Here is a 22,449-nt window from a genome sequence, read left to right on the forward strand (position 1 = left end):
GTTTCGACAAGCTCAACCACCGGGACAATTTCAACCGGTGGGGATCAGCGGAGTCCGGTTTTGCGGTTCAGGGCCAGGTAGATGAGTTCGTCGATGAGGTCGGCGTAGCCCAGGCCTGAGGCGGCCCACATCTGCGGGTACATGCTCTTGGGGGTGAAGCCCGGCATGGTGTTGATCTCGTTGATGATCAGCTGGCCGTCCGGTGTATAGAAGAAGTCCACCCGGCTCAATCCCTCTGCGCCCACCGCGTCAAAAGCAGCCGCCGAGAGTTCACGCACCCTGGTGATGGCTTCCTCGGGCAGGTCTGCCGGGCAGCTGAGCGCTGCGGCGTCGTCCTCGACGTACTTCGCGTTGAAGTCGTAGAACTCGTGCGTGCCGCCTGCCACGGAGATCTCGCCGGGCATGGAGGTGCGGGGGGCATCGGTCCCCCTGCCTTCGAGCACTGCGCATTCAATCTCGCGGCCCACAATGCCCGCCTCAATGACGAGTTTGAGGTCGTGCCGCCGTGCTTCCTCAATGGCAGCGTCCAGCTCATCCAGGGAGTCCACCTTGGAAATGCCCATCGAGGATCCGGCCCTGGCGGGCTTGACGAAGACAGGGAACCCGAGCCGGTCCACCTGCTTCCGAACGGACTCAGCGTCCTTGCGCCACTGCCTGTCGGTGACGGCAATGTACGGGCCCACCTGAAGGCCGGCCGCTTCAAAGACCACCTTCATGTAGTGCTTGTCCATCCCCACAGCGGAAGCCAGGACGCCGGCTCCGACGTACCGGGTGTCTGAGAGTTCCAGGAGCCCCTGGATGGTGCCGTCCTCACCGAACGGGCCGTGCAGCAGCGGGAACACCACATCCACGGTGCCGAGCTCCTGGGGAACCTCGTTGGGGGAAGCCACGATCAGCTGGTGTTCGCCTCCGATCTCGGCCAGCGTCACTGTTTTCTGAGACGGGACCACCTCGGGCAGCGAGGATGCGGAGAGGGACCACTGGGCGGTGTCGGCGGCGGCAAGGACCCACTGCCCCGTCTTGGCGATTCCGATCGGGATCACCTCGTATTTGTCCTTGTTTATGGCACCAAGGACACCGGCCGCCGTAACGCAGCTCACGGCATGCTCGCTGGAGCGGCCGCCGAAAAGTACTGCCACCCGGGGCTTTCCCCCGCCGGCCGGCTCTGCTGCGGTCAGATTGTGGGACATGTTCAGTAATCGCCTTCAGGTTTCAGTTCCCGGGCCAGCAGGACGGGCCCCAGTTGGTCAACGGACAGCTTGCCTGCCAGCACGGCGACGACGGCGGCCGTGATGGGCATCTCGACGCCCAGCTTTGCTGCGAGTTCGTGCACGGCCTGGCCGGATTTAATGCCTTCGGCTGTTTGGGTCATCTTCTGGCCCACTTCCTCCAGCGTCAGGCCCTGGCCGAGCAGGCGGCCGGCGGTGTGGTTCCTCGACAGAGGGGAAGAGCAGGTGGCCACGAGGTCGCCCAGGCCCGCCAGGCCCGCCATCGTTTTGGCGTCACCGCCCAGCGCCAACGCGAGGCGGGACGTCTCGGCGAGGCCGCGGGTAATGACGGAAGCTTTGGTGTTGTCCCCCATTTGCCGGCCCTCGCAAATCCCTACTGCCAGCGCGATGACGTTCTTCACAATGCCGCCGATCTCTACCCCTACGACGTCCGCCGTGGTGTAAGGCCGGAAATATGGTGCGGTGCAGCTGCGGGCAATCCAGCCGGCAGCAGCGGAATCGGAGCACGCCACCACAGACGCCGTGGGCTCCTCGCGGGCAATCTCCATGGCAAGGTTGGGACCGGATACGACGGCGATGCGCTCGGTGGGAACGCCAAGTTCCTCGCTGATGACCTCGCTCATCCGGGCGTCCGTGCCCAGTTCGAGGCCCTTCATCAGCGAAACCACCATGGCGCCGGGCGCGATCATGTCCTTCCACCCGCGCAGCTGCGGCCGCAGGGACTGGGCCGGCACCGCCAGGACCACCAGGTCAGCGCCGTCGAATACCTTGCGGACCTCGGTGTAGGCGGTAATGCTGTCGGGGAGGGCGATGTCTTTCAGGTACTGGCTGTTGCGGTGGAAGGTGTTGATCTCCTCCACCACTTCACTGCGCCGGCCCCACAGCCGGATGGTGCGCGGCACGCCGGCCGCCGTGGCGGCGTCGGCCAGGATCTTCGCAAACGTGGTCCCCCAGGAGCCGGCCCCGAGCACGGCAACGGAACGGGCCGATCCCCCCTGTGTCCCTTCAGGAATCACTGTCCCCTCAGGAATCACCGGGCGCCCGTTCGCCGGTCTGCTGCTGTCCGCGCTCCACGAAGCGCCCGTGCTTTGACTGCTGCTGCTTGGCCGGATCCCACCGCACCGCCGGGGGCTGCTCGCCCCTCAGGTCTGCGAGGAGAGCGGTGATGGCGTCCATGATGGTGTCGGTGGCACCAGCCAGCGTGGCCTTGTCCAGGGGACGGCCGGAGAAGGCGCTGAGGTCCACGGGATCACCAACCAGCACCCGGGACCGTTTGCGCGGGAAGATGTGGAACCGCTTGCCGTAGCGAGGGAAGACCTCGTGTGCGCCCCAATGAGCGATGGGAACCACGGGAATGCCGCCCTCCAGCGCCAGGCGCGCGGCGCCGGTGTGGCCCTTCATGGGCCACAGGTCCGGGTCCCGCGTCAGGGTGCCCTCAGGGTAAATGATGATGGCGCCGCCCTCGGCGACAATCTCCTGGGCGACCTGCAGCGAGCGGTTCGCTCCCGCCGTCGAACGCTCCACCGGGACCTGCTTGGTGGCGCGCAGCAGCCAGCCCAGGCCGGGCACCTTGAAGAGGCCCGCCTTCGCCAGGAAGTGCGGGGCACGTTTCTGGTTGTACAGCATGTGGCCCACCACCAGCGGGTCAATTTCGGTGCAGTGGTTGGGGGCCGCAATGAACCCGCCGGCGGGAAGCTTGTCCGTTCCTTCCCACTTCTTGTCCATCATGAGGTTCAACAGCGGCCGGGCCACGCTGGCGATGAACATGAAGGTGGCCCTGCTTTTCGCAGTCTCTTTCACGTCGGTACCGCTACTTCGTGGGGGTGATGTCGAAGTCGGCGCCCAGTCCGGCCAGCTTTTCGGTGAAGCGCTCGTAGCCCCGGTTGATGATGTCGATTCCCGTCACCCGGGAAGTTCCCGTGGCGGCGAGGGCCGCGATCAGGTGGCTGAAGCCGCCGCGGAGGTCAGGGACGTCGATGTCGGTGCCCTTCAGCTGGGTGGGCCCGGAAATCACGGCGGAATGCAGGAAGTTCCGCTGGCCGAACCGGCACGGCACGCTGCCCAGGCATTCGCGGTGCACCTGGATGCTGGCCCCCATCCGGATCAGGGCGTCGGTGAAGCCGAAGCGGTTTTCGTACACGGTCTCGTGGACGATCGAAACACCTTCAGCCTGCGTCAGAGCCACCACCAGCGGCTGCTGCCAGTCGGTCATGAACCCGGGGTGCACGTCCGTTTCCAGGACCAGGGGGTTGAGCTTTCCGCCCTTGTGGTAGAAACGGATGCCGTCCTCGCCGATGTCCATGCCGCCGCCCACCTTGCGGTAGGTGTTCAGGAACGTCATCATGTCCCGCTGGGAGGCGCCTTCAACGAAGATGTCCCCCTTGGTCACCAGCGCTGCGGAAGCCCATGACGCCGATTCGTTGCGGTCCGAGAGGGCCCGGTGGTTGTAGCCGCCGAGGTCGCGGACGCCCTCGATGCGTATGGTGCGGTCCGTCTGGACGCTGATGATGGCGCCCATCTTCTGCAGCACGGCGATCAGGTCGATGATCTCCGGCTCCGTTGCGGCCCCGGAGAGTTCGGTGATGCCCTCGGCGCGGGTGGCGCTCAGCAGCACCTGCTCCGTGGCACCCACGGACGGGTAGGGCAGGGAAATCTTCGCCCCGTGCAGGCCTTTGGGGGCGGAGATGTGGATGCCGCCCGGCCGTTTCTCCACTACGGCACCGAACTGGCGCAGCACGTCGAGGTGGTAATCGATGGGACGGTCGCCGATCTTGCAGCCGCCGAGATCGGGAATGAACGCTTCACCGATGGCGTGGATCAGGGGCCCGCACAGCAGGATGGGAATCCGCGAGTCGCCGGCGTGGGCATCAATGGCGGTGCTGGGGGCGGTCTTGGCAGCCTTCGGGTCCAACGTCAGGTCCCCGTTGACCGGGTCCTTGACCACAGTAACGCCGTGGAGCTGCAGGAGGGAGGTGACTACCTCCACATCCTTGATCTCCGGAACGTTCCGCAACACGGACGGTTCGTTGCCCAGCAACGCTGCCACCATCGCCTTGGGTACGAGGTTTTTCGCTCCCCGGACGCTGACGCGGCCTGTGAGCGGGACTCCGCCGCGGATTGTCAGAACACTACTCATATACCGGTTTCCTCACGATAACTAGCCCCCAAAACCTTGCAAAGGCTCCAACCAAGCATAGGAGGTCGCGTTACCGAACCGAAATACGCGGGCGACGGCGGCAGGGCGTGGCGGACCGCCGTCGCACGGTCAGAGGTACTTCCGCCCGCTCAGGAAAGGCGTGCCGGCAGGGTTTTTGGCAGGAAGGCAGGGCGGGTGGACTCGTAGGCAGTGATGTCCGCCTCGTGCTGGAGCGTCAGGCCGATATCGTCCAGGCCTTCGAGCAGGCGCCAGCGCGTGTAGTCGTCGATGTCGAAGGGCGCCACGATGTTGCCGCACACCACGGTTTTGGAGACGAGGTCCACGGTGACCTGGGTGCCGGGAGCGTTTTCGAGCTCTTTCCAGATCAGTTCAATGTCATCCTGTGCCACCTGGGCGGCCAGCAGGCCCTGCTTGCCCGAGTTGCCGCGGAAGATATCGGCGAACCGGGATGAGAGCACGGTTTTGAAGCCGTAATCCTTCAGCGCCCATACCGCGTGTTCGCGGGAGGAGCCGGTGCCGAAATCGGGGCCTGCCACCAGGACGGAACCGGCGTTGAACGGTTCCTGGTTCAGGATGAAGGAAGCGTCCTTGCGCCATGCCGAAAACAGGGCGTCCTCGAAGCCGGTGCGGGTGATGCGCTTGAGGTAGACAGCGGGGATGATCTGGTCCGTGTCCACGTTGCTCTGGCGCAGCGGGACGCCGATTCCGGTGTGGGTGGTGAACTTTTCCATGGCGTGTCCTAGGCTGCGTCGGTACGGATGGCGGCGGATTCAGGGGCCGGATCAAGGTCCGACGGCGAGCTCAGGGTCCCGCGAATGGCGGTGGCTGCGGCCACCACTGGGGACACCAGGTGGGTCCGGCCGCCCTTGCCCTGGCGCCCTTCGAAGTTGCGGTTGGAGGTGGAGGCGCAGCGCTCCCCCACTTCCAGCTGGTCCGGGTTCATGCCCAGGCACATGGAGCAGCCGGCAAAACGCCATTCGGCGCCGAAGTCCTTGAAGACCTTGTCCAGGCCCTCGGCCTCGGCTTCCAGGCGGACGCGTGCCGAGCCCGGGACCACGAGCATGCGGATGTTGGGGTCCTTCTGGCGCCCTCGGATGATGTCCGCAGCGGCACGCAGGTCTTCCATCCGGGAGTTGGTGCAGGAACCCAGGAACACTGTGTCCACGCGGATGTCCTTCATGGGAGTTCCGGCTTCGAGGCCCATGTACTGCAGGGCGCGCTCGGCGGCAGCCTTGGCGTTCTCGTCGCCGAAGTCCTCCGGAGACGGGACGGACTCAGACAGGGAGACGCCCTGGCCGGGGTTGGTGCCCCAGGTGACAAAGGGCTCCAGCGTGTCGGCATCAAGGTCAACCTGCACGTCGAAGGTGGCGTCGTCGTCGGTGCGCAGGGTGTTCCAGTACTTCACGGCGGCGTCCCAGTCAGCGCCCTGCGGCGCGTGCGGACGGCCCTTCATGTATTGGTAAGTGGTCTCATCCGGCGCCACCATGCCGGCGCGGGCGCCGGCCTCGATGGACATGTTGCAGATGGTCATGCGCGCGTCCATGGACAGGGCGCGGATGGCGGAGCCGCGGTACTCCAGGACGTAGCCCTGGCCGCCGCCGGTGCCGATCTTGGCGATGACGGCCAGGATGATGTCCTTGGCGGTGACACCCGGACGCAGCGTGCCTTCAACGTTGATGGCCATGGTCTTGAAAGGCTTCAAGGACAGCGTCTGGGTGGCCATTACGTGCTCCACCTCGGAGGTGCCAATGCCCATGGCCAGCGCCCCGAAGGCACCGTGGGTGGAGGTGTGCGAGTCGCCGCAGACAACAGTCATGCCCGGCTGGGTGAGGCCCAGCTGCGGACCCACCACGTGGACGATGCCCTGTTCGGCGTCTCCGAGGGAATGCAGCCGCACCCCGAACTCCGCGCAGTTGTTGCGCAGCGTCTGGATCTGCGTGCGGCTGGTCAGATCGGCGATAGGCTTGTCGATGTCCAGCGTGGGAGTGTTGTGGTCCTCCGTGGCGATGGTCAGGTCCGGGCGGCGCAGCTTGCGGCCGGCCAGGCGCAGGCCTTCGAACGCCTGCGGGGACGTGACCTCATGGACGAGGTGGAGGTCGATGAAGAGAAGGTCGGGCTGGGCATTGGCACCTTCGCCGTCGCCTTTGCGCACCACGTGCGCGTCCCAGACTTTCTCGGCCAATGTCTTTGCCATGGCCATCTCCCTTCACTGCTGTTTGGCTGATAGTTCCACTGAACCAGTACGTTCCGCACTGCGCCAGCCGAAAGATTTGCATCTCAGATATTGAGACGGCAATATCATTACATGGACAATTCTAGTGGAGTCGGTGTCATTGATAAAGCGGCCCAGGTGCTCGATGCGCTGGAGGCCGGGCCCACCACACTGGCGCAGCTGGTGGCGGCAACCGGCCTGGCCCGTCCCACCGTCCACCGCCTTGCCCTGGCACTCGTCCACCACCGGCTGGTCAGCCGCGACATCCAGGGCCGTTTCGTCCTGGGCAGCCGCCTTGTTGAACTGGCGTCGGCTGCGGGCGAGGACCGCCTGATCGCGTCAGCAGGACCTGTGCTGATGCAGCTGCGCGATGCTACCGGCGAGAGCGCACAGATCTTCCGCCGCCAGGGCGACTGGCGCGTCTGCGTTGCTTCCGCAGAGCGTCCCATCGGCCTGCGCGACACCATTCCCGTGGGAACGCAGTTGTCCATGAAGGCAGGCTCGGCCGCCCAGGTGCTGCTGGCATGGGAGGACCACGACCGCCTGCTCGAAGGGCTGCAGTCCGCCCGCTTCACGCCCACCGTCCTTGCAGGAGTACGACGGCGGGGCTGGGGCCAGAGCCTCGGCGAACGCGAGCCAGGGGTTGCCTCGGTGTCAGCACCGGTGCGTGGACCGTCCGGCCGGGTAATTGCGGCAGTTTCCATTTCCGGTCCCATCGAACGGCTCACCCGCCAGCCCGGCAGGCTGCATGCCGAAGTAGTCTGCAACGCCGGCCGCATCCTCACCGAGGCGTTGCGCAAAAACAACGACTGACGCAGACCCCGCGCCTGCCCGGTTACCTCCGCCGCCGTGCTGCGGACGCTAGGATTTCGCCATGGGCAGCTTTGCAGTGTTTCTCCGGGGCATCAACGTGGGCGGCATCAACATCAAGATGGCGGAGCTCCGGGAGGCGCTCAAGTCCGCCGGTTTTCCGGACGCCCGGACCCTGCTTGCCAGCGGAAACGTGGTGTTGACCAGCGACCTGGACGCCGCCGCAGTAAAACGGGAGTGCGAGAAATGCCTCCGGGAAACCTTCGGTTACGACGCCTGGGTGGTGGTCCTGGACGCAGCCCGGGTGGCTGACCTGGTAACCGCCTGCCCCTACCCGGACGACGATAAGACTACTCACACCTACATCACGCTCTCCTCCGATGTGGGCATGCTGGACGAACTCGAGGCAGCCGGCGCTGCACTGGAGGGCGCTGAGCAAAAGCGGCTGGGCCCCGAGGCGCTGGCCTGGCTGGCCCCCGCCGGGGGAACCCTGGACAGTCCGTTCAGCAAAATCACTTCCAAGGCCAGGTTCAAGGCCTCCACCACCACACGGAACCTGCGCACCCTCATCAAAGTCAGGGATGCCGCCGTCGAACTCTCCGCAGCCCGCTGACTGGCTGCCCGCCGCCGCCGCGCATTACTTCTACCCGGCGGCTGCCTTCAGCGCCGCGTTGAAGGCTGCGAGCCTGCTGACTTCGACCTCCACTGGTTCCACCACGAGTTCCTGGGCCACGGCTGCCACCGCTGCGTTTAGCCGTTTCCGTGCCCGTCCTGCCCGGGCGTTGGCAGCGGCCGCGGCAAGGAACCTGCCGGTGAGGGCAAGGAAGATCCCCAGGACCACCCCACAGGCGATCATCAGCGTGGGCACCGGCCAGCCCTCCACCCTGGGCACTTCCGGTACAGGCATTTGGAAGTAGCCAAGCGCCGCCAGGACGCCGAGCCAGCCCAGCCCTCCCAGGACTGTGAGCAGGGCCAGCCATTGCACCACGTTGAATAAGCCCCACCACCACGACTTACGGTTGGCGGCAAGGTCGGTACCGGCAATCGCCTGGTCCAGTGCGTCGGGCAGCCGCTCCCTGCCCTCCCTCGCCGCGCTCCGGATGGCCGCCCGCCAGGGGCCAGGAGCGCCCGCGCTGGCGGCGTCCGCAAATTCCCGCACGGCTGCATCGGTCCTGGCACGCTCGGGCGCTCCCGCCTGCGGCAGCGAAGTCCGGTTCAGCTCCGAAGGAGCGGCGCTGCGCAGATTAAGGCGCCGCAAGGGGTCCGGCCGGAACCGGGAAAGCCAGCGGGTGACGGGCCAGCCGGTCCGCTTCACTGCTTCCAGGCGGTAGGACTGGCCCACTGCCCGCACAACCGCGGGGACGTTGGCCGCAACAGCCAGCTCGTCCGCCAGACGCGTCTTTGCACCGGACCGGACGCCGGCTGCCTGTCCGCCACCGGATACTGTGCCCAATTCGGCTGAGGCCCGGGTGATGTCCGCCGCCAGCCGCTGTGACTGGGCTTTGCGTTGTACCGCTACGCCGCGGATAGCGTCCCGGACCTTGTCCACGCCTGCCCCGGCGAGTGCGGAGGCCGCAAGGAGCTGGACCTTGGCGAGGCCGTCACGGGCAAGGATGGACCGGAGGGACTCCAGGACCGGCCGGACGTCCTGGGCGTGAAGGCGGTCCACCTGGTTGAGGACCACCAGGGTGACGGCGCCGTGCGAGGCCAGGTGTGCCAGGAAGTCGTTGTGGACAGCGGCATCGGCATATTTTTGCGGATCAAGGACCCAGACCAGGACGTCGACCAACCCCACCATCCGCTGCACCACCTCGCGGTTGGCGGCCCTGGTGGAATCGAAGTCCGGCAGGTCCAGCAGGATCAGGCCGGTGTCCTCGTTGGCGAAGCCGTCCACGGCTGCGGCATGATGCCGGTTCCGGACCTCCAGCCAGTCCAGCAGGGGTTCGCTGCCGTCCGCTCCCCACACCCCTGCCAACGGTTCCGATGTGGTGGGACGGCGCGCTGCCGCCGTCGCGATTTCCGCTCCGCTCACCGCGTTGAACAGGGAGGACTTGCCGCTGCCGGTGGCTCCGAAGAAGCCCACCACCGTGTGGTCGGCGGACAGTGACCGCCGGGAACTGGCCCGCTCGAGGACGCTGGACACCTCCTGGAGCGATTCGTCGGGGAGGACGCCTTCGCCCAGTTCCCGGGCATCGGTGAGGGCGGAGAGCCTGCGGTCCAGCCGTGACGAATTACGCGTGTCGCTGTGACGGCTCATGTGGTGTCCGCCAGCCGGGCCAGCGCATTCGCGTGGGCAGCGAAGGACTCGGCGGATCTGTCATCCCGTTCCGGAAGCCGGGCCAGGAATTTGTGCTGTTCGTCCTGCAGCAGCCGCTGGCAGCGCACGTGCAGGTCCTCCCGCGCCTTTTCGGCCATGCGCCGGACGGCGTCCTCGCCGAAAACAGCCTCCAGCAGCCGCTGTCCCACAACGGCCGTTCCACCCGCCACGCCCACTTCGAGTCCTGTCAGTCCGGCCGTCATCGAGAACACCACGATCATCAGGGCCGCCCCGAGCCCGTTGATGCCGAAGGACAGCCAGCGGGCCTGGGTCCGCTTTCCCTGGCCTTCGGTGCGGATCAGTTCCATCAGGGATTCCTGCCAGGCCCTGATTTCGGCGGCTGCGCGGTCCTCGAAGCCCGGGGATGTCCCTGAGAGGTCGTCCGTTCCCAGCAGATGGCGTCCGGCGGGGTCGTTGCGCCAGCTCTGGTCCGTGTCCTCGGCGGCATTCGCGGCTTCGTCCACGATGACGGCTTGCAGCCCCGTCTCGATGGCTGCCTCCACGCGGATGGCGGGCGGCGGTTCTCCGCGGAAGAAGGCGCCCAGCCGGTCACGGAACCGGCCAACGTTTTGTTCCAGGGTCCGGAAGAATTCCCCGGTGCCCACAAAGTCCTGCCAGCGGGCCAGCACTTCGCCGCGGAGGAGTGAGCCGTCCCTGGTGGCATCGAGGATGCGGGTGGCCGCGCCGTTGTAGGCCGACACGGCAGCGGCTTCCAGGTTGCCTGCGGCCCGCTGCTGTTCCCGCGCAGCATGGGCCACCGCCGCAACACGGCCGGCCAGGGCCCTGACCGTCCCGTCAAGGGTTCTGCGGGCGATCCCGGAACGGCCGGCGGCATCCGCGGCAAGGTCCCCCAGCCAGGTGCGCAGCGGCAGGACTGTAGCGGCGGGGAGCATGCCCAGCGGGTCGAGGGCCGTCTCCGGAATGATGAACAGCTGCGCGGCACCCAGGCCTTCCCGGTCCAGGAGCCCACGCAGGTCCTCGCTGACCTCGGCTTCCGCCCCCTGGGGCACCCGGTCCAGTACTACTGCCACCATGATGTCCCGCCCAGCTGCGTCGAGGAGCAGTCTCCAGGGAACGGCGTCGGCATAGCGGTTGGCAGTGGTGACAAAAATCCACAGGTCGGCGGCGGCGAGGAGCTGCCCGGCGAGCTTGCGGTTGTCGTCAGAGATGGAGTCGACGTCCGGCGCATCCAGGAGTGCGATGCCTTCGGGCATGGCCGGGTCAGCCACGAGGACAAGGGAGGACATGGCGCCGGCGTCCGGGACGGGCCCCGCGCTGGTGGCCGGTACCGGGCTGCTGGCGACATATCCCCGGATCCTGCTCAGGGTGGGCAGGACGCGCTGGCCCTCAAACCAAGCCGCTTCCGACGGGTGGTGCAGCAGGATGGGCTGCCGTGTAGTGGGGCGGATGGCTCCGGAGCGGGTCACCGGGTGGCCCACCAACGCGTTAACAAGCGTTGATTTGCCGGCACCCGTGGAGCCGCCGACGACGGCCAGCAGCGGGGCGTCGAGGCTGCGGTACCGCGGGAGGATGTAGTCGTCGAGCTGGGCAACAGCGCTGGCGGCGTCGCGCCGGGCCTGTTCCGCCTCAGGCAAGGCCAACGGCAGCGACGCAGCGGCGAGGTCATCCCGTACTTCTTCCAGCAGGGCCACAGCCGCCATCGCCTGCGCTGGCTGTGCATCGCGCGGCAGTTCTTGCTCGTTCCGCTCGTTCCGGGAGGTCACAGGATCATCATGCCAGTTCAGGCGTGGGTGTGGTTCATCACAAAACACCCGCATCCGGACAACTCCCCCGCGAACGCCAGGGTGTTATGTCCGGACGAGGGTGCAACGCTTGGGCGGGGGCAGTTTCGAGGGCGGAACAAAAAAATGGCCCCGGGCGTTTGCCCGGGACCGTTTCGTTGGTGACCCCAGCGGGATTCGAACCCGCGTTACCGCCGTGAGAGGGCGGCGTACTAGGCCGCTATACGATGGGGCCGTGTACTTTACCGTACTTCCGACCGGCGTTTCCGCTGGTCAAGCTCAGTGATTGTTTCATACACTTCGCTTTAGTTTCAAATCGGCGGACCGTCTGAAACCGTCTGTTTTCCTGCCCGCTTTGCGGGCTCTCAACAGAGCTGGGATACCAGGACTCGAACCTAGAATGACGGTACCAGAAACCGTAGTGTTGCCAATTACACCATATCCCAATGATACTTTCGGGCCGGATTTCAGGGCTTTTACCCTGCTCCGTGCCCCTCAGCACGAGAAATTACTTTACCCGAAGCTTTCGGCTCGCACAAATCGGCTCCTCCCCTGCCTGGTTTAGCGTGCGGGCCACCGTTTCCAGCGGCCCGCACACACCAAGTCCTAGGCGATCAGTTCCTGGAGCGAAGACACCGAGTTGCCGTCGAATCCCTGCACCGGCTCCCCCGCCCGGTTGAGCCAGACGCCAAGCAGGCCGGCCGCCGTCGAGCCTTCCGCATCGAGCAGGCGGTTATCGCCGACATACAACGTGTGGGCAGGGTCTGTGCCCAGCAGCCGGACCCCTTCGAGGTAGATGGCCGGGTCCGGCTTGGCCACGCCCAGGGTGTCTGTTCCAACGAGCCGGCGGATGCGTCCGAGGCCGGCCCCGTCGAGCTTGGCGCGCTGGTAATCGTGGACGTTGTTGCTGACTGCGCCATAGGGGATGCCCGCCCGGTCGAGCTTGTCCAGCAGCGGCATCACATCGGGAAAGGGCTTCACGTAGGCGGGCTGCTTCTCCATGTACGCATTGAGCCACTGGTGGGATTGCTCACCTTCCCCCAGCTCAACCCCGAAGTGTCCCAGCGCAGCGCGGCCGCGGAGCAGGCGCTGCTCGTTGAACGTCAGCTCACCGGCCAGGTATCGGTCGTAATAGTGCGTGGTCTCGTGGGTGAAGATCCGCCCGAACCGCTCCCACCCGGCCTGGTCAAGGCCGGGCAGGAGGTGTTCGCTGACCTCCCGCAGGGCGGTGGTCATCGAATATTCGAGGTCAACCAGGGTGTCGTCGATGTCGAAAAGCACCCCGCGGACTGCGCCGAAGGGCGTCACCAGGACGGCGCCCTCTGCCTGGCTCGGAGCAGTCATCAGCCGCGGAAGCTCTTGAGCCGGCGGAGCGAGGACTCCTTGCCCAGGATCACCATGGACTCAAACAGCGGCGGCGAGATGCGGCGGCCGGAAACGGCAGTTCGCACCGGTCCGAAGGCCAGGCGGGGCTTGATGCCCAGGTCCTCGACCAGGGCCTGCTTGAGCGCGGCCTGGATGTTGTCCGGAGTCCAGTCCTCCACCGGCTCAAGGGCAGCGATGGCGGCGTCCAGGACCTCTGTCAGGTTCTCGGGCAGTCCCTTGAGGGCGTCAGCGGCGACGTCGACGGCGTCGTCTGCCTTGAAGAGGAAGGCCAGCATCTCGGGTGCCTCGCCCAGCAGGGTGATGCGTTCCTGGATCAGGGGCGCGGCTTCGGTGAGGATCTGTTCTTCACGGTCCGTCAGGATTTCGCCCACGAGATCAGCGGCGCGCAGGTACGGCGCCAGCCGCTCCCGGAAAACCTCCGGTGCCAGCATCCGGACGTGCGTTCCGTTGATGGCTTCGGCTTTCTTCAGATCGAAACGTGCCGGGTTGCCCAGCACATCGTGGATATCAAAATGCTCCACCAGCTGTTCAACGGTGAAGATGTCCTCATCTGCGCTCAGGGACCAGCCCAGCAGGGACAAGTAGTTGAGCAGGCCTTCGGGGATGAAGCCGCGCTCCCGGTGCAGGAACAGGCTGGATTCGGGATCACGCTTGGAGAGCTTCTTGTTGCCCTGGCCCATTACGTACGGCAGGTGGCCGAACTCCGGCATGTACTGTGCCACGCCCACGGCGTAGAGGGCGCGGTACAGAGCGATCTGCCGGGGCGTGGAGCTGAGCAGGTCTTCTCCGCGGAGCACATGGGTGATCCCCATGAGGGCATCGTCCACGGGGTTGACCAGAGTGTACAGCGGAGCACCATTGGCACGGACCACGGCAAAGTCCGGCACGGACCCCGCGCGGAAAGTGATGTCGCCGCGCACCAGGTCGGTGAAGGTGATGTCCTCGTCCGGCATGCGGAGGCGCAGGACAGCTTCGCGGCCTTCGGCCTTGTACTGGGCGAGCTGCTCGTCCGTCAGGTGGCGGTCAAAGCCGTCGTAGCCCAGCTTCGGATCGCGTCCCGCGGCGCGGTGGCGGGCTTCGATCTCGTCCGGCGTGGAATAAGACTCGTAAATGAAGCCGCCCTCGCGCAGCTTGGCGATCACGTCCTGGTAGATGCCGCTGCGCTGCGACTGCCGGTAGGGCTCGTGCGGGCCGCCCACCTCCACGCCCTCGTCCCAGTCGATGCCCAGCCACTTCAGGGCATCGAGCAGCTGGTGGTAGCTTTCCTCGCTGTCACGCGCCGCATCGGTGTCCTCGATCCGGAACACCATGGTGCCTTTGGTGTGGCGGGCGTAAGCCCAGTTGAAGAGGGCGGTACGGATCAGCCCCACGTGCGGGGTGCCGGTGGGCGAAGGGCAGAAGCGCACCCGTACGGGCGTCTCCGCGGTGACGGGCGGGATGGAGGCAGCATTCGACGCAGAAGCAGTAGTCATAGTGGCTTCAACTTTACCGTCTGCCGCCTGCCGCCACCGCGGCTGGGGTCAGCGGCGGACGATGGGGTTGGACAAGCGGCCGATCCCCTCGATCTCCACCTCAATGCGGTCACCGGCGCTGACCAGGCCAACCCCGGCCGGCGTCCCGGTCATGATGACATCGCCGGGCAGGAGGGTGAACGCCTGGGAGACAACGGACACAAGTTCCCGCACGCCCCTGATCATCTGGCTGGTGCTGCCGTCCTGCCGCAGCTCACCGTTGAGCCGGGCCTGGATCTGCACGTCCTCGGGATCGAGTTCCGTCTCGATCCACGGTCCCAGCGGCGCGGAGGTATCAAAGCCTTTGGCGCGCGTCCACTGGAGATCGCTTTTCTGGACGTCCCGTGCGGTGAGGTCGTTGCCGCACGTGTAGCCGAAGATTACGTCGTCAACGCGCTCCTCGGGCACATCCTTGCAGATCCGGCCGATTACTACGCACAGTTCCGCCTCGAAGGAGACTTCCTCGGAGAACTCAGGGAGTACCACGGGATCGTTGGGGCCCACGACGGCGGTGTTGGGCTTCAGGAAGAGGAGGGGCTGGGCGGGAACTTCGTTGCCGAGCTCGTGCGCGTGCTCCACGAAGTTGCGGCCTACACCCACCACCTTGCTGCGGGGAATGATGGGCGCGAGCAGCCGGACGTCTTCCAGCTTGTGGCGGACAGAGGTGCGCTCCACCCCGTTAAAGAAGGGGTCTCCATGGATAACAGTGATGACTTCACTGCCCGGGTCACCTTCGACAACGCCGTAGAGGGGATCAGAATCAACGACAAACCTGGCAATACGCATGGCTCCTACCCTACCTTCTTGCCCGGCGCCGGCCGGGCGCCGCTACTGCCGCGCGGCTTCACCGCGGAGGTACTCAAGCTGGGCCGCAACCGATGTCTCAGCGGCCCGCCGAACGGAAGGGTCGACGTCGGAATAGACGGCGTCAGTGACGTCGCCAACGGTTGCCTCCCCGCCCAGGCGGTCCAGGGCGGCGCGGATCTGCGCCAGCCGGTCCAGGCGATGAGTGCGGTAGGCCCGGGTGATTCCCGCCACGGACGGCAGGACCGGTCCGTGGGCCGGAAGGACGGTCGCATGCCCCAACGTTTCCAGCCGGTCCAGCGATCTGAGGTAGTCCGCGAGGGTTCCGTCAGGGTAATCCAGCACGGTGGTGCCGCGGCCGAGGATGGTATCCCCGGAAAGGACTGACCCGTCCTGGCCGTCGCCGGGGAGATGGAAGCATACGGAATCGGAGGTGTGGCCCGGCGTGGACACGACCCTGACCTCGAGCCCGCCTGCGGAAAGTACCTCGCCGTCCTGCAGCACGGCGCCTCTTCCGTGGCAGTGGGCGGGATCGGCTGCACGGACAGGAGCCCCGGTGAGCTGGTGCAGCCGCGCCGAACCGGCGGTGTGGTCAGCGTGGCGGTGGGTGGTAAGGATGAGTTCCACTGGCGCTGCACCTGCCAATGCCTGGAGGTGCGCCTCGTCCAGCGGTCCCGGGTCCACCACCACGGCCCCGGCGGACCCGGGAGCCTGGAGGATGTACGAGTTGGTTCCCTCCAGGCTCATGGGCCCGGGGTTGGGGGCCAGGAAGAACTGCGTGAGGGCCGAGCTGCGTGCAAGGACGGGGCCGGAAGCTGAAGTCACCATCCCATCTTTGCAGCCCGGCGGAATAAGCGGGACCCTGCGGCGGGTTGTGGCCTACAGATCGCCACTCCCTACCGAAAGCACCGCCATCATGAGCCCAGCACCAACTCCCGCCTTGTCAACGCTCCTCGCCGGTGCTGCCGCCGCCGGCAACGACCACGCTGGAACCGAGAAGAGCACCGGCCTGCGGCACATCCACAACCACGCCACCGGGGCCGTGGTGTGGTTCCCCACCTGGCAGGCATTCCGCCGCACAGAAGACTGGGCGGTGGCGGTGGCCGAACAGGAAGCCGTGCTGGCCAGGGCCACCGATGCGGGGACGTCAGTTGCAGAGGCAGCCGCCGGCCATCTGGAGCAGCAGCTCGCGATCCTTCTCGAGAGGGCTGCCACATCCGCCGACCCGAACGGGTTTGTGGAAGCCAACCTGGTGCCCCATCTGACTGAAACCTGGGCAATAGCGGATGCCGTGGCCCGGACCTCCGGCGAACAACTTCCTGAAGGTACTCCGCCGGCCGGTTTTGCCGGATATCCCTATGAGTTGTACGCCCAGGACGGCGGGGTTTTCGCCACCACCCTGTGGAACGACCTCCTTGATGCCCGACGCCGGCGGGCGCTGGAGGAGGAAGCTGCCAGGAAGGCCTTGAAGCCCGTTTCCCGCAAGGCACTGAAGAACGCGGCCCGGAAGGCTGCCCGGCGCTGATCTTCCCGTTGAGCAACACACGGCGCCTGCCGGGGATGAGCCCGGCAGGCGCCGTCGTAATTTTGCAGTCAGGAAAAAGCTGAACTAGGCGAGGCGGGTAAGCCAGCCGTGGGTATCTGGCACAGCGCCGGTCTGGATGCCGAGCAGCTGCTCGCGGATGGCCATGGTGGTCTCCCCTGCCGCGGCATCTTCTGACCCGATGAATTCGGTGGCATCCTTCAGAACGCCGATGGGCGTGATGACGGCCGCCGTGCCGCAGGCAAAGACTTCTGCGATGTCGCCCGAGGCAACGCCGTCGCGCCACTCATCAAGGGTGATCTTCCGCTCGGTGACTTCGCGGCCCATGTCCTTGGCCACCTGGATGACGGACATCCGGGTGACGCCTTCGAGGATGGTGCCGGTCAGCGCGGGCGTGACCAACGAGCCGTCCTTCATGACGAAGAAGACGTTCATGCCGCCCAGTTCTTCGACGGCGTCGTCGTTGAAGTGGTCCAGGAAGAGGACCTGCTTGCAGCCGTTGGCTTCAGCTTCCTGCTGGGCGATGAGCGAGGCGGCGTAGTTCCCGCCGCACTTGGCATCGCCGGTTCCGCCGCGGCCGGCGCGGGCGTACTCGCGCGAGATCCAGATGGAGACGGGCTTCAGTTCGCCGCCGAAGTAGTTGCCTGCCGGCGAAGCGATCACCCGGAAGGAGACCTCGCGGGCCGCACGGACTCCCAGGAACGCTTCGGTGGCGATCATAAACGGCCGCAGGTACAGGGCCTCGCCGTCGCCGCTGGGAACCCATTCCTTGTCGGCTGCCACCAGTTCCCGGATAGCGCCGAGGAAGTACTCGGCGGGCAGTTCGGGCAGGGCAAGCCTGCGGGCGGACTTGTTCAGGCGCGCGGCGTTGGCCTCGGGCCGGAAGGTCCAGATGGAACCGTCGGCGTGGCGGTAGGCCTTGAGCCCCTCGAAGATCTCCTGGCCGTAGTGGAAAACAGCAGCCGACGGATCGAGGACGATCGGGCCGTACGCTTCAATCCGGGCATTGTGCCAGCCGCCGTTGCCGTTCTCATCAACGCTGTAGTCGACGATGGCGGTGTGGTCGGTGAAGTAGTTGCCGAATCCCGGGTTTGCCAGGATGGCTGCACGCTCTTCAGCAGACTTCGGGGTGGCCGAGAGTTGCTGGCTAAAGTCGACGCCGTGGGCAGTCTGAGTCATGGTTCCTCCACGATCGGCCGCCCCGGCTTCAGCGTTGAACGGCAAGGCGGCATTTGGTGATTCGAGACAAGCTTACGCCCGTTGCCGGCAGGCCCCGCGCGGCTAGAGGCCGGCGGCGATGGCGTCGCCGACCGCGCTGGTGCTGCGGGGACCGCCGTCGCGCTTTTCGACGTCGGCAACTACTGCTGCTTCGATCCGGCGGGCCGCCGCGGTGTAGCCGAGGTGGTCCAGCAGGAGTGCCGCGGACAGGATAGCGGCGGTGGGGTCAGCCTTGCCCTGCCCGGCAATGTCCGGGGCCGAACCATGGACCGGCTCGAACATGGACGGCGCGGTGCGGTCCATGTTGATGTTCCCCGAAGCGGCCAGGCCGATGCCGCCGGTGACCGCTGCGGCGAGGTCGGTGAGGATGTCGCCGAAGAGGTTGTCGGTGACGATCACGTCGAAGCGGGACGGGTCGGTAACCATAAAGATGGTGGCCGCGTCCACGTGCAGGTAGTCGTGGCTGACCTCCGGGAACTCCTGGGCCACGGCTTCAACAGTGCGCTTCCAGAGGTGTCCCGCGTAGACGAGGACGTTGTGCTTGTGGACGAGGGTCACATGCTTGCGTTCCCGGGCGCTGGCGCGGCGGAAGGCATCGCGGACCACGCGCTCCACACCGTAAGCCGTGTTCAGCGAAACTTCGGTGGCTACCTCGTGCGGCGTACCGGCGCGGAGGGTGCCGCCGTTTCCGACGTAGGGGCCTTCGGTTCCCTCGCGCACCACGATGAAGTCGATGGTGCCGGGGTTGGCCAGCGGGCTCCCCACCGTTCCGTAGAGCCGTGACGGGCGGAGGTTGACGTAGTGGTCCAGGCTGAAGCGGAGCTTGAGCAGCATCTCGCGTTCAATGATGCCGGACGGGATCCGGGTATCGCCGGGGGCCGCCCCCACGGCGCCGAACAGGATGGCGTCCCGGGTGCGCAGGTCCGCGAGGACCTGGTCCGGCAGCGTTTCCCCGGTGGCCAGCCAGTGCTCAGCGCCGAGCTTGTAGTGGGTCTGCTTGAGCTCAACGCCCTCGGCGGCCACGGCCTTCTCCAGCACCTTCAGTGCCTCCGCAATGACCTCAGGGCCAATGCCGTCGCCGGGGATAACTGCAAGATCGATGGAGGATGCGCTCATAGTTTCAGGGTAGCCAAAACATCCAGATGCTGGTCAAGCTGTCTCATTATTCGAACAGGGCTACCCCGACACGGGTGAAGCCACCACCACCACGTTGGTTCCCCATAAGTCGTCCGTGTAGCAGGAGATCAGCACAATCCTGTTTGGCGCAACCTCCCAGATAAGGCTGTCCTTCAATCCCGCTTTCACATAAGTGGTCACGGAGTCCACCTGGTACGCCAGCTCACCGGAGGCGGTTGCCACCGTGAACCTGTCCCCCACGGCCGTGCCCGTACTGAGGTGGTTGAAGGGTGCGTCCTGTTCCTGCCAGCTGTGCCCCACGATGTAGGTGGTGTTGCTTGACCCCGCCCCGGGAGACCCGTACGGCGTCAGCCAGTAGCCGTCCTTGGTGGGTGGCGGCACGATCGTCTGCGTGGCTTGATCGTCGCCGTCGGGTTCCAGTGGATGGACGACGACGTCGATGTTGGCGGCCGGGTAAACCAACCGCTGCGGCGGTGCTGCGGCGGGGCCTGCGGGAACAACGGGGGTGGGCACGTTGGCCGGGGTGATGGCAGGCGTTGGGGTGGAGTTGGAGGTGGCCTGCGGAGTTTGAAGTATTCCTGTTTTTGCCGTGGGCGCGGTCCCGGGTCCCGTGACGAGTGGAAGGATGGCGAAGGCGGCGTATGCAAGTAGCCCGCTCAGGACTACGAACAGGATGCTCCTGGTGCTGAACGTCCGCTGCCTTGCCTGTGATGCTTCCTTTGGCTGGTGGGCAGTCGAGTCCTCGTTTGCGGGCGCACCAGTGGGAAGCTGTGGATCAGCGGACGCCGGCTGATTACCGGAACCTGCCGGGACGGGCGGGTTGCGCCTTTCCATGGATCACCTCACACGGTGGTGGAACTCTGCCTGGTGGTGGCAGGCGCCGGACCCATAGGGCCGCGGCGCCTGCCACTGGTTCACTCAGCACCCTTGCGGGCGTCCGGTTCCGGGATTAGTTGTGATCCCGGTAGGCACTGCCTGCCAGCAGGATCCTGCGGGCCGCGACTCCGGCAGCTGCCAGCATCATCACGATCAGACCTGCCGCCCAGGGAGCAAACGGGGCGTCAGGTCCTGCCACGGCGGTCTGGACGTTGTATCCCGGGTTGATAACCACCCTGGCGGGAGCGGCCGGCGGTGCAACCGCGGCGCCAACGGGCACCGCAGGAGTGACAGCCGGCGGCGCCTCCGGAGTTACAACCGGCGGTGCCTCAGGAACTACAACCGGCGGCTCTTCCGGAGTCACAACGGGCGGCTCTTCCGGGGTGTCGACCGGTGGGGTGCAGGGCACGCAGCCGTTGTTGTCCGTTGGCTGCCCGTCGTCGCCCTCACACCCATCGTTCCCGTGAATGATGTCTTCGCCGTTTTGGTGGCCGGAGTGGGCGTTGGCGGCATGGTCATCAACTGTGATGCTCACGTAGGGGTTGCTTTCCGAACCGGTGGCGTGGCAGATAGTGATTTTGTGGTCGTTGTCCGAGTGGTCACCGGCCTGGGCGGGTGCTGTGGCTCCCAGCAGGGCGAGACCGGTGACACCTAGTACTGCAAGGGACCGTTTCATGTCCGTCTCCGTCTATTTGTCTGTTCCGAATGTGGCCAGACAGGAGGAAGAACGGCGCCAATCCCGATGAGAGGGCGAAAAGGCAAACGGAAAGCGTCGGGTTTGGCGGTTCTCCCAGATGCGAAACCACTTTGCTTACCCGCTCAGGCTAGATAGCGGGCCGACGGTGTGTCCCCAGTACTCATTACGCGACTTCAGTCACAGCAGTTACTGGCTTTCCCGGCTACTACTCAGTACGGATACAAACCGAGTAGTCCAACCGGATGCTGCTATGCCTCTGCGGGCTCCTCATACTTCGGGAACACCGGCGCCGGTGCGGGCAAATCGGTCCCGGCCGCGATGGGCGTACCAATGGCGGCGAACTGCCGGGCCGGCCCTTCCGGCTGGCCCAGTGCGTCCAGGAGCTTGGACGTGGCGTTCGGCATCACCGGCTGGACGAGGATGGCCACGATACGCAGGACTTCCAGCGTCACGTACAGGACGGTGTTCATGCGTTCGACGTCGGTCTTCCGCAGCACCCAGGGGGCCTGCTCGGCGAAGTAGGCGTTGGTGTCGCCCAGCACGCCCCAGACGGCTTCGAGGGCGCGGCTGAATTCCTGCTTGTCAAAAGCGGCCCGGGCCGCTTCAAGCAGGCCGCCGGCCTGGGCAAGGATCGCTTCGTCCTCGGCAGTGAAGGCACCGGGAACAGGGACCTTGGCTCCGCAGTTCTTCGCCACCATGGACAGCGAACGCTGGGCCAGGTTGCCGAAATTGTTGGCCAGGTCGGCGTTCATGCGGCCGACGATCGCCTCATGGTTGTAGCTGCCGTCGGCGCCGAACGGCACCTCGCGCAGGAAGAAGAACCGCACCTGGTCAAGGCCGTACTGTGCCACGAAGTCGGCCGGGGCCACCACGTTGCCCAGCGACTTGGACATCTTGACGCCGTTGTTGTGCAGGAACCCGTGAATCATCACCCGCTTGGGCAGCTCGAGCCCGGCACTCATCAGGAAGGCGGGCCAGTAGATGGCGTGGAAGCGCGAGATGTCCTTGCCGATGACGTGGACGTCTGCCGGCCAGAACTTCCGGAACTTCTCCGAGTCCTCGTCCGGGTAGCCCACGCCGGTGAGGTAGTTGGTCAGGGCGTCCACCCAGACGTACATCACGTGCTTGTCGTTGCCCGGGACCGGGACGCCCCAGTCGAACGTGGTGCGGCTGATGGACAGGTCCTCCAGGCCGCGCTTGACGAAGCTGATGACCTCGTTGAAGCGGTATTGCGGGGCGCCGAACTCCGGCTGTGCCTCATAGAGTGCAAGGAGCTTGTCCTGGTAGGCCGAGAGGCGGAAGAAGTAGCTCTCCTCAGCCGTCCAGGTCACCTCGGTGTCCGTCTCCTTGGAGTAGCGCACGCCGTCGTCCTTGACCACGGTGTCGTCCTCGCCGTAGAACGCTTCGTCCCGGACGGAGTACCAGCCCTCGTACTTGGACAGGTAAATGTCCCCGTTGGCTTCCATCTTCTTCCAGATGGCCTGCGACGCGGCGTAGTGGTCCTGGTCCGTGGTGCGGATGAAGCGGTCGTAGGTGATGCCGAGGGCTGAATGCGCGCCCTTGTAGACCTCGGCGTTCCGGTCCACCAGCTCCTTGGGCGTGATGCCTTCCTTTTCCGCGGTCTGGGCGATCTTCATCCCGTGCTCGTCCGTGCCGGTCAGGAACATCACGTCATAGCCGTCCAGCCGCTTGAAGCGTGCCATGGCGTCGGTGGCTATGTACTCGTAGGCGTGGCCGATGTGGGGCACGCCGTTGGGGTAGGTGATGGCCGTGGTGATGTAGAACGGCGTTTTCTCTGAAGCAGTCACGG

At 65.9% G+C, this 22,449-nt stretch carries 20 protein-coding genes and 2 tRNA genes; 3 read left to right on the top strand and 19 right to left on the bottom strand.

The window, feature by feature from the left end; all coding sequences use genetic code 11:
• Window positions 1–44 precede the first annotated feature (44 nt).
• From AC3A4Z_RS10710 to leuC, 6 genes are all read right to left on the bottom strand, one after another.
• Window positions 45–1,190: a D-alanine--D-alanine ligase family protein gene (locus AC3A4Z_RS10710; protein WP_498711541.1), complete on the bottom strand. Its 1,146-nt coding sequence runs from the start codon at window positions 1,188–1,190 to the stop codon at window positions 45–47.
• A 2-nt stretch (window positions 1,191–1,192) separates the two neighbouring features.
• Complete coding sequence (locus AC3A4Z_RS10715; RefSeq protein ID WP_498711542.1) at window positions 1,193–2,245, bottom strand: NAD(P)H-dependent glycerol-3-phosphate dehydrogenase; 1,053 nt, start codon at window positions 2,243–2,245, stop codon at window positions 1,193–1,195.
• Window positions 2,246–2,252: 7 nt separating this feature from the next.
• Window positions 2,253–3,029, bottom strand: coding sequence for a 1-acyl-sn-glycerol-3-phosphate acyltransferase (locus AC3A4Z_RS10720; protein WP_493970167.1), 777 nt, complete (start codon window positions 3,027–3,029; stop codon window positions 2,253–2,255).
• 10 nt (window positions 3,030–3,039) lie between these two features.
• Window positions 3,040–4,365, bottom strand: a complete 1,326-nt coding sequence (gene murA / locus AC3A4Z_RS10725; protein ID WP_050054700.1) for a UDP-N-acetylglucosamine 1-carboxyvinyltransferase — start codon at window positions 4,363–4,365, stop codon at window positions 3,040–3,042.
• A 149-nt stretch (window positions 4,366–4,514) separates the two neighbouring features.
• Entirely contained in the window at window positions 4,515–5,117 is a 603-nt protein-coding gene (leuD, locus tag AC3A4Z_RS10730; protein ID WP_498711543.1) for a 3-isopropylmalate dehydratase small subunit, read from the bottom strand.
• 8 nt (window positions 5,118–5,125) lie between these two features.
• A complete protein-coding gene (leuC, locus tag AC3A4Z_RS10735; RefSeq protein WP_493970165.1) occupies window positions 5,126–6,580 on the bottom strand; it encodes a 3-isopropylmalate dehydratase large subunit in 1,455 nt (484 codons plus the stop codon).
• Window positions 6,581–6,691: 111 nt separating this feature from the next.
• On the opposite strand from leuC, the gene AC3A4Z_RS10740 reads away from it, so the two are divergent.
• Window positions 6,692–7,411 (top strand): IclR family transcriptional regulator, encoded by a 720-nt coding sequence (locus tag AC3A4Z_RS10740; protein WP_009356552.1) that lies wholly within the window; start codon window positions 6,692–6,694, stop codon window positions 7,409–7,411.
• A 61-nt stretch (window positions 7,412–7,472) separates the two neighbouring features.
• Window positions 7,473–8,021, top strand: a complete 549-nt coding sequence (locus AC3A4Z_RS10745) for a DUF1697 domain-containing protein (RefSeq protein ID WP_498711544.1) — start codon at window positions 7,473–7,475, stop codon at window positions 8,019–8,021.
• 30 nt (window positions 8,022–8,051) lie between these two features.
• Here the strand turns inward: AC3A4Z_RS10745 and AC3A4Z_RS10750 are convergent, their stop codons facing one another.
• The 8 genes from AC3A4Z_RS10750 to AC3A4Z_RS10785 form a co-directional block, all read right to left on the bottom strand.
• Window positions 8,052–9,665, bottom strand: a complete 1,614-nt coding sequence (locus tag AC3A4Z_RS10750; protein WP_498711545.1) for a GTPase — start codon at window positions 9,663–9,665, stop codon at window positions 8,052–8,054.
• Window positions 9,662–11,386 carry a dynamin family protein gene (locus AC3A4Z_RS10755; protein WP_498711623.1) on the bottom strand — a complete coding sequence of 575 codons (1,725 nt, stop codon included), beginning with the start codon at window positions 11,384–11,386 and terminating at the stop codon, window positions 9,662–9,664. The genes AC3A4Z_RS10750 and AC3A4Z_RS10755 overlap by 4 nt, the downstream gene beginning before the upstream one ends.
• Before the next feature lie 240 nt (window positions 11,387–11,626).
• Window positions 11,627–11,702 (bottom strand) — tRNA-Glu (locus AC3A4Z_RS10760).
• Window positions 11,703–11,841: 139 nt separating this feature from the next.
• A tRNA-Gln gene (locus tag AC3A4Z_RS10765) sits at window positions 11,842–11,913 on the bottom strand.
• Window positions 11,914–12,073: 160 nt separating this feature from the next.
• A complete protein-coding gene (locus tag AC3A4Z_RS10770; protein WP_498711546.1) occupies window positions 12,074–12,811 on the bottom strand; it encodes an HAD family hydrolase in 738 nt (245 codons plus the stop codon).
• A complete protein-coding gene (gene gltX / locus AC3A4Z_RS10775) occupies window positions 12,811–14,325 on the bottom strand; it encodes a glutamate--tRNA ligase (RefSeq protein ID WP_493970161.1) in 1,515 nt (504 codons plus the stop codon). Before gltX ends, AC3A4Z_RS10770 begins: the two co-directional genes overlap by 1 nt.
• A gap of 48 nt (window positions 14,326–14,373) precedes the next feature.
• Window positions 14,374–15,150, bottom strand: coding sequence for a fumarylacetoacetate hydrolase family protein (locus AC3A4Z_RS10780; protein WP_498711547.1), 777 nt, complete (start codon window positions 15,148–15,150; stop codon window positions 14,374–14,376).
• A 42-nt stretch (window positions 15,151–15,192) separates the two neighbouring features.
• Window positions 15,193–15,996 (bottom strand): MBL fold metallo-hydrolase, encoded by an 804-nt coding sequence (locus tag AC3A4Z_RS10785; RefSeq protein WP_498711548.1) that lies wholly within the window; start codon window positions 15,994–15,996, stop codon window positions 15,193–15,195.
• An 88-nt stretch (window positions 15,997–16,084) separates the two neighbouring features.
• On the opposite strand from AC3A4Z_RS10785, the gene AC3A4Z_RS10790 reads away from it, so the two are divergent.
• Window positions 16,085–16,693 (top strand): hypothetical protein, encoded by a 609-nt coding sequence (locus AC3A4Z_RS10790; RefSeq protein WP_498711549.1) that lies wholly within the window; start codon window positions 16,085–16,087, stop codon window positions 16,691–16,693.
• A gap of 84 nt (window positions 16,694–16,777) precedes the next feature.
• Here the strand turns inward: AC3A4Z_RS10790 and AC3A4Z_RS10795 are convergent, their stop codons facing one another.
• The 5 genes from AC3A4Z_RS10795 to metG all read right to left on the bottom strand — a co-directional run bounded on the left by AC3A4Z_RS10795 (window position 16,778) and on the right by metG (window position 22,447).
• Window positions 16,778–17,890 carry a branched-chain amino acid aminotransferase gene (locus tag AC3A4Z_RS10795; RefSeq protein WP_498711550.1) on the bottom strand — a complete coding sequence of 371 codons (1,113 nt, stop codon included), beginning with the start codon at window positions 17,888–17,890 and terminating at the stop codon, window positions 16,778–16,780.
• Window positions 17,891–17,992: 102 nt separating this feature from the next.
• Window positions 17,993–19,045: a 3-isopropylmalate dehydrogenase gene (locus tag AC3A4Z_RS10800; protein ID WP_498711551.1), complete on the bottom strand. Its 1,053-nt coding sequence runs from the start codon at window positions 19,043–19,045 to the stop codon at window positions 17,993–17,995.
• 60 nt (window positions 19,046–19,105) lie between these two features.
• On the bottom strand, window positions 19,106–19,900 hold the full coding sequence (locus tag AC3A4Z_RS10805) for a class F sortase (RefSeq protein WP_498711552.1): 795 nt from the start codon (window positions 19,898–19,900) through the stop codon (window positions 19,106–19,108).
• 115 nt (window positions 19,901–20,015) lie between these two features.
• Entirely contained in the window at window positions 20,016–20,618 is a 603-nt protein-coding gene (locus AC3A4Z_RS10810; protein WP_498711553.1) for a hypothetical protein, read from the bottom strand.
• A gap of 269 nt (window positions 20,619–20,887) precedes the next feature.
• Entirely contained in the window at window positions 20,888–22,447 is a 1,560-nt protein-coding gene (metG, locus tag AC3A4Z_RS10815; RefSeq protein WP_498711554.1) for a methionine--tRNA ligase, read from the bottom strand.
• Window positions 22,448–22,449: the final 2 nt, after the last annotated feature.

The sequence above is a fragment of the Arthrobacter sp. Soil_C_49 genome, assembly GCF_057656635.1.